A 13,147-nucleotide genomic window follows, 5' to 3' on the forward strand; every position below is an offset into this window, starting at 1 on the left:
TGGATGGGCTGGTCCGCATCTGGTCACTGTCAACACGCACCGGAATCGCAGCCGATAAGTTCGGGGCATGCCTACGGCTTTAGTACGACCCAGAATTCAGGAGCTCCTAGCCCTAAGCGAATCAGGCGACGGCGATGTCACCGGCGAGCCAGCCAGTTGACCTCGATCGAGCACGAGGCCACGCTAGCCACATCACGGCCGCGAACACGAACTCGTCACCTATCCGCGCACCAGAGCTCAGCGATACAGTCGGTCCACACACTCAATGACAAGGGCTGGGGAACTGAATGGATACCGCGTGGGACATCGACCTTTCAGAGCCACGCCTTGCGGCAGATCTAAAGAGCCGCAGGAACATGCTCAGTTCAGGAGGATATGTATGTCTCGGCTGCGGAGTGCCGGTGTCCCCCGGCGCCATAGAACCGCACAATATTCCGTCGCCCTACTTTGCGGCCCGCTCAGGACCACACGATGACGAATGCACCGTCGACGGCGACAAGAACCCCACCGTCACAGACACCTGCCGCCCCAGCAGAAAGCGCCGGAACCCCACCGGCACATATCCATCCGAGCTGATACTCGCCGAGTCCCACGACCAGGTCGACAATCGACACCCGAACCCGGAACACCGCATCCCATCACGATCAAGACCGAACACCCCGTCTGCCCAAGCGAAAACAGGCCACTCACAACGCGTCCGCACGCTAACGCACATCGCGCGAACCTTCGTCGAACTCCCTCTCGACCGTACCGAGATGCCCCTTCATATCCCCGGTATCGACACAAATCGGTACTCGACCGTCTTCAAACAACTGAACAACAAGGACGTCGATCAATACCCCGAACTACGGATATTCCACGCCGAACTCGCCTGGGCATCGGAGATGCGCACCACGGCAGAGAGCATCTCCATCCCCCTGTACGCCGGAGCCCGCGACCCGCAAAACCCCGCACGCGTCATCAACGGCCACCGCGTAACAGTTATCTGGTCCCACTGGACACCACGACTGCGTGCGCTACTCGAGCACAACCTCCAAAGGCTCCGGGATCTCCAACGTGAGCGAACTCGAACACACACCCCCACGCCGACTAAGTCCAAACCTCGCGTCTTCTTCGTAGGCAGACAAAGCCCCACTGATCCAACCGAATTCGTCCTCGAACACCACGGACTCATCGCCGCGTTCGACGCAACCCTCACCTACCCGCCAAGGACCAGCCGACCACAATTCACAATGCCGAACAAACCCCGACGCCGGACAACTCTCCCACCGAGAAGACCCCGCCGGTAGCTCACGCATCCCCGGCGGGCGCTGCATGACGTCGTCGATCTCGCTTTTGATCACCAAGACGGGCCCGCCGACTGCAACGTCGACAGGGCAAGCGGCACTGAGCTATTGGGCCCCGGTTCATTCGCACCTGCAACGTCTGTCAGATATCGCGCACCCCGAGATACCTATCGCAGTTCGCCCAGAATCACTTCGATTCGATCTCGGACACCATCCAGCCGGTATTCGACGACGTCCCACATGATGCTCGGATTCACCTCACTGTAAGCATGAGAGATGATGTTGCGCATCGCGATCAACTTGTTCCACGTATCGTCGTGGTGCTCACGGAAGAACTCCGGAAACTGGTCACGGATCTTCGCGAGATGCTCCCCCGCTACCTGCACTCGCATCAAGGTTCCATCCCACAACAGCGAATCGTTGACCAATGCCTCAATCGATCCCGGTCGCGAATCGCGAATCTTGACCAGTGCTTCAACGACAGCGGACAAATGCGGAGCCGGAGTCTTGAACATGGGTGTCATCCTAGCTTCGCGCGGCACGATCGAAGATCAGATGATTTTCACCATGTCAGGTTCGATGTAGGGCGCGAAGTGCCTATTGAGCTGGGTCACGACATCCGCCCCGCCCGGCAACCGGCGGTTCAACTCCTCCTGCAACGCCAAAAACGCCCACGGGTCTCCGTCTGCTGCAAAAGTCACCAGCAGATCGAGGTCGCTGTCAGGACGCGCAGACCCACGCGCGTAGCTTCCGAACACCCATGCTTCGGCTGCTCCGTAGCTCTTCAAAAGCTCGACCAGATCCGCGAGAGCAATTGGCAGTCGAAGCTCACTCACCGTCTGCGCCATAGCTGCAGTTTAGCGCCTTCCCACCAGCGCAAGCATCAGCTCAGTGCGAAGCGCATACATTTCTCGATGGGCACGCTGCGACTGCGGGACAGACGGTAAGGGGGTTCGGACCAGCAGGCGGCGGTGAGGTGATCAGTAGAGGTCGACGTCGCCAGCTTCCGGCCTGGCTTGCTCCTCCCAGAGTGGCACCTCGAAGTCGCCCCTTGACTGAACCTCCCTTTGACCCCCACTGGTCCCCGAGTCGTTTTGATAGTCCACAATCGCGATCTCGGCCGAGCCATCCGACTCGTAGGATCCCCGCACGACTACGATCCGTTCCTCGATTCGTACCTCATTGACAGTGATGATCATCAGACCCTCAACCGAACCCAGCTCTGCACTCGAACCCTCCTCCAAGGCTCCACGTAGCTGATCGGCCTGATCGTCCCTGATCGCACATTCGACAGCACCGAACGCGATGTCCAACAACTCATCGAAGTCCCACCTGAACACCTCTTCAAGGGCAACTTTCGCGCGCCTCGAACCTTCGTCCAGGACTATCGGACGAATCAGCGGGCCGTCTGCGAACGTACGCTGATCCAAGCACCCGTGATCGCTGTACTCACCTCTGTAGACGTAGGCAGAGAGGCCTTCCAACACTGCGGGCGCCTCGGATCGAAAACGGTCAATCAAGGTCGGGCCGAGAGTCAACAGGCATTCCTGCACCGACGCAGATGAAAAGTCTACTGCCAGAAGTTTGCTCATCGATTTCATGAGGCCGAACTCGGAACGAAGATCCATCACCGACTTCTCGACTGCAGCTTGCCTATCGTGTGCCCTTTTCAGCCAAACTGCCAGTGCCTCAACATCTTCGAAGGTGCCATCTGACTTGGTTGAGTTGCATGTGGTACAGATCGGAGCAAGGTTGTGCGCCCGGTGGAGGCCGAAACGCTCTGCCTGAGCAGGAGGGAGATACTTTTTCTTGATCGGTTCGAGATTGGCTGCGGAAATTGACCAGGGAACAATATGGTCGATCTCGGAACCAGCGAAAGTCACCCGGGTTCTGCAGAGATAGCACCGGCCCTTCCCTTCTTTGAGAAGAGCGGCCCGCAGAATCGCATTCGCCTCGCTGTCCCCAGGCCGGTAGCGAACCTCATATGTCTCTACGTTACTGGCCTTAGCCTTGGGAAACATCGTCACCCCGTGACCGTACCAACTGGCGTCGACAGAAAACGACCAGTTTTCGTCGTCGTGACACGCACTGTCCAGAAGCACGTCGCGGGCTCGTGATCAGCGTGGATGAGACAACCCAGACAAGATTCATCTCAGCATCAAACGGTCACTCGCAGGCGAGACGACGCCACCTCGCTCGCGTCTGACCGTGTCCGACCCGCTCTCGGCTATCGCGCACTCCACGGGCCAACTATGGGGAGTTCAGTACTGCCGACAAAGCACCAGGAAATGCGTCAGGTTTCAGTATCGGCTTCGGTGAAGATCAGCCGGAACGCAACTTGCACGGTCCCGAATTCGTCTTCGACGTTGAATCCGTTCTTCACGAACACGACGTTGCGATCGCGGTCAGCATCGGCGAAGTTGATCGCGGCCCCGGCTATCGCGATAACAGCATCGCGGGGTTCTGTGAACTTCTCTATTGTCGTCCGGCGCGCGGTAGGAACTCGGTCGAATCTGACGAAGCTAACCACCAGCCGTCAGGCCTTTCTCGACCTTCCGTTCGACATCAGATCGCGCGCCCGATCGGAAGTGCGTGATATGACTATCAACGCTGGCCGAGTGAGCCGATACGCAGTCCACGGAGTGCACCTATCTGTGTAAATCGAGCCGAAATAGCGCTCCGAGGGTATCGCAACCTGGATTGTGCAAATGGCACTGCCCTGATTGGACGCGCACCCACGTGCACCGCGAATGGCACCAGCGCGCAGAGGGCAGTAACACACGATCCGAGAAGAATGCCGCGGTGGACACAAGTATCGTCCACCCATGAGCAGGAAACGTTTGGCGGTTCAGGAAGGTAAATTCTACGGCCGGGATCAGCGCTGGGAGGCCGGAGATGTCGTGGCGCCGAACAAGCATCACGTGAGGTTCACGTGGGACTGTCGATCCGACACGTCCGGCCGATTCGTCATCAAGGGGTCTCGGTCTCGCGCAGAGGACACGATACGACGATTTCGAGACGAGGTCGCAGGCATGCGGCGACTCTCCGGCGCCGACACCTCGGGCGTACTCCCCCTCATCGACTCCTGTTCGACGGAAGACGAACTCTGGTACGTCATGCCTCACGCGGATATGTTGGCCGACGAGCTCGAGGGCGCCGACTTCAACGACGTGGTGGGCGCATTTGCCACTCTCGCCGACACACTGGCGAGACTGGCAGCGGACTCCAACCCAGTCTTTCATCGTGACATCAAGCCGGACAACATCTTCTGGCACGACGGCGGTCCAGTGCTGGCCGACTTCGGTATAGCTGCGTGGGCAGATTCCGAATGGAATGTGACTGCCGATGGCGACAAGCTCGGTCCCATTTATTTCCTAGCTCCCGAGGCCAGGTACGTCCGGGAAGGGCTCGACTGGCCGAAGGCCGACATCTATTCACTGGCGATGACGTTCTGGTCAATTGCGGCCCCGAGGCTGGTTTCGCTGACGGGCGAGTCGACTGTCCGCGTGCCCCCGCCTGGGCCGGTATTGCGTTCGCAGCAGCAGTTTTCGATGTATCGGTTCGGTGGGGGCGATGCCGCTGCCCTCGACGTTCTGATCGAGCGGGCGACGGCCTACAATGCCGAAGACCGCCCGACGGCTGCCGAGTTCCGTGACGAACTCCGCGCTTGGTTGGATTTGTATCCCGGCCGTCATACGCCTCCCGTACTAGTCCCTTCGAAAAAGGGGCGCGGGTTCGAATATCTGCAACACGTGCTCGATCAACTCGATAGATACCAGCGAGACTTTCTCGGGGTGATCCGAAGTGAGTGCGAGGTCGCAGTCGGACCCGTCGAATGGGACGACACTGCCCGTGTCGACTTCGATCCACGAAATGAATTTGGCTTCGACAATCAGCCCCGCTTGGCTGCCGTCATGGATGAGCACGGCCGCTTTGAACACGACGATTGGGATGGTTCTTTCGTCCTGGCGCTCCGTGACAAAGGTGAGCACAAACGTCTCGTCGTCGGTGGAATTGTCGACCACAAGGGCACGGTTGATCTGATGACCGAATACCAGGAACGCGTAGATGGGCGATGGAAACTCCTGGTGGCGGGTACGGATGCAGCGTTGCCGATCAACCGGCTGACGACCCGTAAAAAGATCCGTGGGGCGATTGCCGCAGCGCTCGATGCCGCGACCACTCCCCTCACCCGAAACGATGGCGAGCGCGAATGGATCGGTGAGCGCGAATGGATCGGTGAGCGCGTCCTCTGAATCGCACTAGTATCCCGATGTCTTTCGATTCTTCAGTTCGGCTGCCCTAGCCAGTGACACGGAAGGCGGTGAGACGTAGTCGACTTCCGACTACGTCTCACCACCTTCTCGGCTCACACGGCAACAGGTGCGGACACAGTCACCAACCGCGAGAATGGAACAGCCTGCGGCACTGCCGGTTCGGTCACCATCGACGTAGCGCAGGCGGAGCGCTAGCCCCTCTACCCGACAGGCTTCCAGGTCCCCAGCCGCGAGGCGGTGAATTGGCCGTCATTGGCGCCGATCGTGACGGTGACTTGCTGAGCGGAGGAGACGAAGTTGTTGTCGATGATGTCTCCGGAAACGCTTGTCCTCTCCCAGTATCCGTCCTTGAAGAGGCGGTCGGATGCAGTCGTCTGGTAGGTACCGGGAGGGATCTGTCCGGGGCCGGTGCCGACGATGTAGGTGGAGCTGGGGTACCAGCGTTCGATGTCGCCAGCGAGGACCCGGCGGTACGTCTCTTTGATCTTGTCGTCGCCGAACACCTCGATGCCCTTGGCGAGCATGTCGGCGTTCCAGGATTTCATCCAGTCCTCGAAGAGCTGTGTCGGGGAGGTCGGAGCGGTCTTGCTGTCAGCGCGCTCGTTCACCTGGCGGATGAAACTGATCATCGCCGTTGCCGGGAGCCGGACCGGGTCAGTCGTCGATCCCGAGGTGGTGGACGGTGAGAACATCTTCGATACCGGCCACCGCCGGTCGTACGCGAGCTTGTTGAACTGGTCCTCCGGGGTGTCGGCGAATGTCGGTAGCGCTCGGCGCACCAATTCGGTCGGAGCGAACGGGGTGTCCGCTATCTCGATCTCCGTGATCGTGAACTCGAAGTCCGTGCCGGTTCTGCTGGCAAAGTCGTCACTGGACCCGTCGTGCCGTGGGCCGGTCACCTGAGGCAGGAGACCGAAGGACATCTTGTATTCGAAGTCGTTGGTGATCTTTTCGTTCTTCGACGACCCCTTGTTGTCGAACGAGTAGTACGTATCGACGGGATTTCCATCATGGCGCACTTGGACTTTCGCGCGGAAGTTCTTCACTCCGCCAGGTGTGACCGGTTCGAGTTCGACGTGCACGACCGGGCGGTTCGTCCCCATGGGGCCTGATGCGGTCGCGGTCGAGTAGTAGAACGATGCACTGACACCGTCGACTTCGACGATCTTGCGATTAGCCGATTTCACGGACTGGTCGACGACGACTGTCCGGCTTTGTGCCTCGTCCTCGGCTGACGAGCTACCGCAGGCGGTGATGATTGTCGTCCCGAGAACTGCCGTCAGCCCGATGACGAGGCCCTTGATCACGCGCATGGCACGGCCGATTGTTGCCGGGGCGCTTGCTCGGGTTGCTGAGCGAGTCGACAGATCGGTGAAAGCGGCAGTGGTGTCATCTCATCCTCGGTATCCGGAACTTTGCCCACGCTTTACTGAGCGGGAGTCCAGAGAATACTTACCAGAGGGTGCGGCCGAACACCTAGCTCAGCGGTGTCTACCTCGGCGGCAGCGTCTCTCACCGCTGTCTGGTCTCCCTGTTCCACGCGGCGGCGGCACAGACACCTCGACGAACTTCTGACGCGCTCGCTGATAGATGCGCACCAATCGCCAAAGCGCGCCGTAGTCGCCGCTGTTCAATCCGAGTCGGGGCCAAAGAGGCTCGGTCCGACCCTCTCCTCGATCGACCTAAATGTGGTTCCGCGGCAGAGCCGCACCACCCCTGCTATGCCGCTGACGGCGCCGAGCGCCAGCATGACAATCCCGTTTGGCTCTTGGGGACCGAACACTGCGAGCGCGACGCCGATCACCACGACGGCGATCAGGATCGCCACGGTCCCCTCGATCTGCATGGCGTGTCCTTGCCCCGCGTATCGCGGACCTGGCGCCTGTTTCGTCATCGCTTCTCTCCCCTGTTCAGCGCCCAGACTATCGTCCGGTGCCGACTACAGCCGCGATCGATCCGGGGGCGCTCACGTGGGAAGATCCTTCGATGTCCATGCAGCAGCCAGGCACGCCGCCGTCCCGCCAGCCCCTGCTCTGGGCGTTGGGCGCAGTCTCGCTTGTCGCTGTCGCCGCCATCGTCCTCGCCGCCTTCCTGGTGGGCCGTCAGTCCACGCAGCCGGGATCCTCGCCCGCCACTGTCCAGGAGTTCACCTATCCGCCCGCCCCGACCACTACGGACGAGCCGGAGGCCAGCCGCTACTTGGACGGGATCGATGTCGCGAAAGGCGTGAGCAAGGTCGTCGCCGAGTCGTACGGCGCAAGGGATCTCACCGATATCCACTGCCCGGATCGAGAACCCATCCAGATCATGAACACGTTCACGTGCACGTTCCGGATCGCTGGCGAGGCTAGTGAGGTCACTGTCACGGTCACCGATTCCGATGGCTCGTTCGAGGTCAGCCGTCCGCGCTGACCTGGCGCTCTCCGGCCAGGAAGGTCGCCCATCCGCTACTTCCTTCGTGGGATTTCCACCACCTGTCGACCAGATCCACTTTGACAGTCCACTGCTCGGATTCGGGATCGGCACGTACGAATTGGGATGCAGGGAAAACCCAGGCTCTGCGGTCCTTGAACGCCACCAGGCGCTCCGATCGTCGCCGCCGTGCGACCTCGGATTCGCTGATGTCCAACAGGGCTGCGACGATGCGGATGTTCAGCAGCCATTCCGGCGCGTCTTCGTCGGCACCGACACGGACGGGCCGGTTTCTCATCAAACGTGTTACCGCAGCGTTTATTCCGTCGATGACGGCGTCATCTCGCCTGTCACGTACGCCGCCGTTCCCGGGGAATAGTTCTTGGACGCGCTTACCGAAGTGCGTGATCACCCGGCGGCGCCGACCGGGCGCGCCCTCCCACACTCTTCGTGGATCCACCTCGGGGGCGGCGTACCCCGGGACGGAGGTCAGTCCGTCGATCAGGGCATCGACTTTTCTCTTGGCGCCGTCCCTCACGATCATGGCCATGGCCGAATTGAACTCGATCCCGATGTCCTTCGGTTTGTCGGCTGTTTCGTTCGGTCCGCCGACACCCGGCGCCGCCTCGACATCAGCACAGAAGTGTTCGCTGAGGTAGTCGTAGATGTTGACTGCAAGGACGAGATTTCTCTCGACGATTTCCCAGTCGACGTTCACACCCAACTTGCCTGGATCGACTTTCAGCGCGTAGGACGGGTGCGCCGCAAAGGAATTCCTCAGCGCCTTGACGTACCCGATCTCGAGTTTGGTGTGCACCATGAACTCGGTACTGATTCGCAGGGCGGACCGTGGGTAATGCCGCGTACTGGCGTCGTCCGGGTTGGTGAGGTTCGCGATATGCGTGATGGTTTCGAGGTCCGCGTCGGTCCCCGCCGGACTTCGATCGCTCGACTTGATATTCGCTTTGATCCGCGAGATGACTTGCCTCAAGGACTTCGTAGTCGCACTGGAGTCGAAGACGCCCGCCACGTCGATGATCGCAACGCGCCCTTGTGCCCGCAGTAGACCGAGTACGGCCTCGCGCACCGCCGCGTTCGCCATGACGATCGGCTCACTGAGTGCTCGCGCCAAGTAGTGATACGTGTAGTAACTGTCGATCGCCTGCCCGATCAGGAGTTCCCCAGTATCCGAATGCGCCTCGTCGACCGGTATCGCTGCGCTCAACTGTTGGAGCAGTGATTGCTCAACACCTGACAGAACGGAATCGGTATCGGCGGACCGGTCGGCGAGGCCGAAGTTCTCCGCAAGTGGCGGATCGCTGTCTTCGGTTGGGCCGATAACACCGAACATCCCCATCATCGTCTATTCCGTTCCCTGTGGCAGCAGCGTCTCGACCATCCTGCCACCCCAGACATCTTCCTCTATGCGGACCGGAAAGCACCTTCACTGCGCCTACAACCGACGAATCGGCCCCCGCCGACCTTTCAGTCAGCGGGAGCCGAGAACCACAACACACAACAACACAGGCCCACGAGCGGTGGGACCGTTTCGGAACTTACAACGGCGTGACGATGCTGCGCAACGCGGTGTCGATGTGGTCACTGTTGTAGCCGTGATCGTCGCCGAAGGCGGAGTACCCCTTCACGGCGTGGAACAGATCCCACCGGTACCTCACGTCCAAGTCTTCGACGGCATCGGCGCGGGGGAACTCGCCCTTGCGGTATTTCTCCCGCACGCCATCCGTATCCACCGGCTCGATCAGTTCCTTCAGCGCCGCAACATGCTGCTCGGTCACCTTCACTGCGCACACCCTTTCTCTGCCTTTGATTCTGTTCTCCCACAATCGTATAGCGGATAGCGCCTTGACAGTCGGATCGGCGAGCTGACCAACCAGACCACGTTCCGCGTTGCGCGACAACACCTTCGCGCACTCGACATGACCTTCAGGCCACTGTCACGAATCCGTTGAGACGAACTGCGACTCCCCTGCTGCGGCTAGTGTCGAGCAATGGCGTTCGTCGGAAAAATTGTTAACAGGCTTCCCGAGCGAGTTCTCGTGAGAATTCTCCCTCACGCGGAGATGCTCAAGTTCCTGGTCGTCGGCGGTATCGCCTTCATCGTCACCACGGTGTTGTTCTTCGGCTTGAAGTGGACAGTGCTGCCCGAGCATCCGGTGACGGCGAACATCCTCGCGATACTGGTCGCCACGGTCGTGTCCTATGTCCTCAATCGCGAATGGTCGTTCGCGCAGCGCGGCGGTAGGCAGCGGCATCACGAGGCAGCGTTGTTCTTCGTGATCGCCGGGGTCGGGACGGGCATCAATCAGATTCCGCTGTGGACTTCGCGGTACGTATTCAATTGGCGGCAACCGGAAGTGTCCATGGTGATGGAAAATCTGGCGGATTTCGTCAGCGGCTCACTGATCGGAACACTTCTGGCGACAGGCTTCCGATGGTGGGCGATGCGCCGATTCGTCTTCCCGGACGAAATCCTCGACGGCCCTACTGGTCTCGACAACGACGTCCCGCCTGGCCTCGATGTTCCTCCTTCCGAGACGACAGCGCACGACTGACCGTTCGAGGCGAGCACATTCCACGCCCGTTCCCGTCCAGCATCTCCTGAATTGCCACCGCCCACGGCCGGTGCGGTCACAACGTGACGATCTGCATCCCGTGCGTGTAGATCACGCTCGTCCGTCCCACCTGTTCGAGAACAGGGTTCGGATACGTGTGCCCGTGCAGCAGGTACCGCGGGCCGACCACGTCGACGTACTCTCGCAGCGCCGTGATGCCGACGTGGGCCGCGTCGCTACTGTCGTTGATCCCTTCCGGCGGAGCATGGGTGACAACGACATCGACCTTCCATGGATACGCGGCGAGGATCGCGGCGTATTCCTCCTGCGTGTACAGCACGTCCGGCTCGTTCTTGTACCGCACACATCCTTCGAGCCCGACGACACTCATCCCGTTGGGGAGCCGCCCTTTCCTGCCGTGCAAGTCGGTGATGCCGAGTTCGTCCAAATATCCTCGGGAACAGTGATTCCCGTAGACACCGAACTTCGGAATCGTCACGGACGCCAGGTCGCGGAGGTAGTACTTGTGCAGGTCTCCGCAGGTGATGACGCACTCGATGTCGTTTTCGACGATTGTCGTCAGAAGGTCCACTTCGGCGGGCCGGTCCGCCAGAATCATCGTTCGCACGTCTCACCTCGAGATTGGGCCGGTCGCATCACGCGACAGCGTTGTACCGCAGATGTTTACACATATGCAGCTGGCGTGGTTCGCACGGCGGTTCCGCGTCGCGACCGCTCCCGCAGTCAGGTCCGGTGACCGGAGCGGTACGCTCCCGACACTTGTCTAACTAGCAGGAGGCCCTTGTGCAGTCCCGTCGACGCTTTTCCGCCGCAGCCGCGATCTTCTGCGCTGCCGTGTTGGTCTCCGCTGCGTGTTCGAACGACTCGACACGGGGTCAGGCGGTTGCAGCGGACGCTGCCTCCACCAGCACGACGAAGACCACCGCCCGCGACGTCTCGGCGCCGTCACGGCCGTCCACGACGACGAGAGCGCCCGGTGTGTCCAACAGTGGGCCGACGGCACCTGAGGTCGTCGAGCAGGGATGGAGCTTGGTCGCGGACGGCGACTTCGTCACCTACGGCATCCGGGTCCACAATCCGGGGTCGGCTGTCGCCTTCTCCGAGGTCACGGTCACCGCCCTCGACGCGTCGGGCACACCGTTGGAAACGAAGCAGGAGACTGTGGCCTTTCTCGCCGCTGGCGCGGACGCCTACGTCGGCGGCATGCTCATCGATTCGTCCGCTATCGCCGATCTGAAGGTCACCACCGATCCGGGCCGGTCACCGTCGCGTTCGGATCCGCAGGTCACCGTCACCGCTGAGGCCAAGCTCCTGGGAACCGGGTACGACACTCGGGTCGCATTGACCGCGCAGTCCGACAGCGCGACCACCCTCAAGTCCCCTCAGCGGATCTTCTACGTTTTCCGTGATGCGGGCGGCGAAATCGTCGGCGGCATGTTCGGTTTCACGCAGAGCGCCATCCCGCCGAACGGCACGATCAACGAGGCCACGCCGGTCACCGGATTCGCTCCGGCGACCGCCGCCTCCGTCGAAGTCACCGTCAGCGCGTTCTGACTACGGGCTCACCGATTGCGTCATACTGAAGGTCGAAGCAAACGCGCACGCCGCCAGTCGATTCCGCGCAGGAATCCAGGAAGTAGAGAGAGCCACCGTATGAGTGCCACCAGCATCAGTCCCGGGGACACCGTCCAGAGGATCGTCGCCGACGGCGTCGGCACGAACCAGGACCGTTTCACCGCACGCGTCGTCGCTGTCGAGGGCAGTTACGCCAGCCTCGAGGACGGCCGCTGGTTCGACGTGAACGGCGAAGCACACGACATCGCCACACCGGGCAAGGTTCACACCGATCTACTCCGCAAGATGTTCTGACGCACCCTCGCACCCTCGCAACGGCTCCCACCCCTTCCCCGGGTTGGGAGCCGTTCTTGTCGCTGACAGTCCACTAGTGCACGACCGCCATAGCCGAGAACCCGTCAGCCGCATCACCTTCCCCGACCGCGACACGAACTTCTCACCTATCCTCGACGCATGAGTTCCCCCGCCGCTGAATCAGATTCACCACTCAAAACCTTCCGATTCCACTGGAAGGACGGACACCCGAGCACCGACTACCAGGGCACCAGCGCCCGCGACGCCCTCACTCGAAACGGATACGGACAAGGCGTGATGGTCGGCCTGGATTACTGGGAACCACTCGACAGCTAACCGCACCTGACCGCATCGGAGAAACAGCTCATGACAACGAACGAACCCACCCGCAGCGACCTCGTCAGCGGCATCCCCGAGAACATCGCTGGCCCCGACCCCGACAGGCCAAAGTATGTTCCCGGCGTGCAGTGGAACCCCGAGGCCGGGCACTACGAATCCGCTGACGCAGATCGGGTGTAAATTCGACTCGTACACAACAACACTCAAGCCCCTGCCCACCGAGAAGGTCGGCAGGGGCTTTCCCGTGCACCCACGATGGACCGTTCACCCTGGTCCGGCGGCGACGCTCCACCTCGCTCGGTCGCGAATACCACCATTCAGCATCACCCCCTCGAACTCCATTGGCGCCCAACATGCCGAACACGCACGC

General features: G+C 61.0%; 17 protein-coding genes. 7 read left to right on the plus strand and 10 right to left on the minus strand.

Annotation, left to right across the window (positions count from 1 at the left end; genetic code table 11):
• Positions 1-458: 458 nt before the first annotated feature.
• The 5 genes from CPI83_RS30815 to CPI83_RS28800 form a co-directional block, all read right to left on the minus strand.
• On the minus strand, positions 459-614 hold the full coding sequence (locus tag CPI83_RS30815) for a hypothetical protein (RefSeq protein WP_157920636.1): 156 nt from the start codon (positions 612-614) through the stop codon (positions 459-461).
• An 839-nt stretch (positions 615-1,453) separates the two neighbouring features.
• Positions 1,454-1,801, minus strand: a complete 348-nt coding sequence (locus tag CPI83_RS28785; RefSeq protein WP_157920637.1) for a HepT-like ribonuclease domain-containing protein — start codon at positions 1,799-1,801, stop codon at positions 1,454-1,456.
• A gap of 36 nt (positions 1,802-1,837) precedes the next feature.
• A complete protein-coding gene (locus CPI83_RS28790) occupies positions 1,838-2,134 on the minus strand; it encodes a nucleotidyltransferase domain-containing protein (RefSeq protein WP_097388274.1) in 297 nt (98 codons plus the stop codon).
• A 132-nt stretch (positions 2,135-2,266) separates the two neighbouring features.
• The gene (locus CPI83_RS28795; RefSeq protein WP_157920638.1) at positions 2,267-3,313 is read right to left on the minus strand and encodes an HNH endonuclease signature motif containing protein; all 1,047 of its coding nucleotides are present in this window, start codon (positions 3,311-3,313) and stop codon (positions 2,267-2,269) included.
• Between the two features lie 266 nt (positions 3,314-3,579).
• Positions 3,580-3,816 carry a hypothetical protein gene (locus CPI83_RS28800; protein WP_097388276.1) on the minus strand — a complete coding sequence of 79 codons (237 nt, stop codon included), beginning with the start codon at positions 3,814-3,816 and terminating at the stop codon, positions 3,580-3,582.
• 295 nt (positions 3,817-4,111) lie between these two features.
• On the opposite strand from CPI83_RS28800, the gene CPI83_RS28805 reads away from it, so the two are divergent.
• Positions 4,112-5,542: a protein kinase gene (locus CPI83_RS28805; RefSeq protein ID WP_097388277.1), complete on the plus strand. Its 1,431-nt coding sequence runs from the start codon at positions 4,112-4,114 to the stop codon at positions 5,540-5,542.
• A 221-nt stretch (positions 5,543-5,763) separates the two neighbouring features.
• Here the strand turns inward: CPI83_RS28805 and CPI83_RS28810 are convergent, their stop codons facing one another.
• Positions 5,764-6,876, minus strand: coding sequence for a hypothetical protein (locus tag CPI83_RS28810; protein WP_097388278.1), 1,113 nt, complete (start codon positions 6,874-6,876; stop codon positions 5,764-5,766).
• Between the two features lie 317 nt (positions 6,877-7,193).
• The gene (locus CPI83_RS28815) at positions 7,194-7,409 is read right to left on the minus strand and encodes a hypothetical protein (protein WP_157920639.1); all 216 of its coding nucleotides are present in this window, start codon (positions 7,407-7,409) and stop codon (positions 7,194-7,196) included.
• An 86-nt stretch (positions 7,410-7,495) separates the two neighbouring features.
• On the opposite strand from CPI83_RS28815, the gene CPI83_RS28820 reads away from it, so the two are divergent.
• On the plus strand, positions 7,496-7,975 hold the full coding sequence (locus CPI83_RS28820; RefSeq protein WP_097388280.1) for a DUF4333 domain-containing protein: 480 nt from the start codon (positions 7,496-7,498) through the stop codon (positions 7,973-7,975).
• Here CPI83_RS28820 and CPI83_RS28825 read toward each other — a convergent pair.
• Together CPI83_RS28825 and CPI83_RS28830 are read right to left on the minus strand one after the other, a co-directional pair.
• Entirely contained in the window at positions 7,959-9,335 is a 1,377-nt protein-coding gene (locus tag CPI83_RS28825) for a hypothetical protein (protein ID WP_097388281.1), read from the minus strand. The genes CPI83_RS28820 and CPI83_RS28825 overlap by 17 nt on opposite strands.
• A gap of 196 nt (positions 9,336-9,531) precedes the next feature.
• Positions 9,532-9,777, minus strand: coding sequence for a hypothetical protein (locus tag CPI83_RS28830; RefSeq protein ID WP_232816957.1), 246 nt, complete (start codon positions 9,775-9,777; stop codon positions 9,532-9,534).
• A gap of 207 nt (positions 9,778-9,984) precedes the next feature.
• Here CPI83_RS28830 and CPI83_RS28835 point away from each other — a divergent pair, with 207 nt between their 5' ends.
• Positions 9,985-10,548, plus strand: a complete 564-nt coding sequence (locus CPI83_RS28835; RefSeq protein ID WP_097388282.1) for a GtrA family protein — start codon at positions 9,985-9,987, stop codon at positions 10,546-10,548.
• Between the two features lie 76 nt (positions 10,549-10,624).
• Here CPI83_RS28835 and CPI83_RS28840 read toward each other — a convergent pair whose 3' ends face one another.
• The gene (locus CPI83_RS28840; RefSeq protein WP_343229963.1) at positions 10,625-11,167 is read right to left on the minus strand and encodes a metallophosphoesterase; all 543 of its coding nucleotides are present in this window, start codon (positions 11,165-11,167) and stop codon (positions 10,625-10,627) included.
• A gap of 185 nt (positions 11,168-11,352) precedes the next feature.
• On the opposite strand from CPI83_RS28840, the gene CPI83_RS28845 reads away from it, so the two are divergent.
• The 4 genes from CPI83_RS28845 (at position 11,353) to CPI83_RS30825 (ending at position 12,957) form a co-directional block, all read left to right on the plus strand.
• The gene (locus CPI83_RS28845; protein WP_097388283.1) at positions 11,353-12,123 is read left to right on the plus strand and encodes a hypothetical protein; all 771 of its coding nucleotides are present in this window, start codon (positions 11,353-11,355) and stop codon (positions 12,121-12,123) included.
• 99 nt (positions 12,124-12,222) lie between these two features.
• Positions 12,223-12,438: a hypothetical protein gene (locus CPI83_RS28850; protein WP_097388284.1), complete on the plus strand. Its 216-nt coding sequence runs from the start codon at positions 12,223-12,225 to the stop codon at positions 12,436-12,438.
• A gap of 159 nt (positions 12,439-12,597) precedes the next feature.
• Positions 12,598-12,774, plus strand: coding sequence for a hypothetical protein (locus CPI83_RS30820; protein WP_097388285.1), 177 nt, complete (start codon positions 12,598-12,600; stop codon positions 12,772-12,774).
• A gap of 30 nt (positions 12,775-12,804) precedes the next feature.
• The gene (locus CPI83_RS30825) at positions 12,805-12,957 is read left to right on the plus strand and encodes a hypothetical protein (RefSeq protein WP_157920640.1); all 153 of its coding nucleotides are present in this window, start codon (positions 12,805-12,807) and stop codon (positions 12,955-12,957) included.
• Positions 12,958-13,147 lie beyond the last annotated feature (190 nt).

Source organism: Rhodococcus sp. H-CA8f, assembly GCF_002501585.1.
GTDB classification, from domain to species: Bacteria; Actinomycetota; Actinomycetes; order Mycobacteriales; family Mycobacteriaceae; genus Rhodococcus_F; species Rhodococcus_F erythropolis.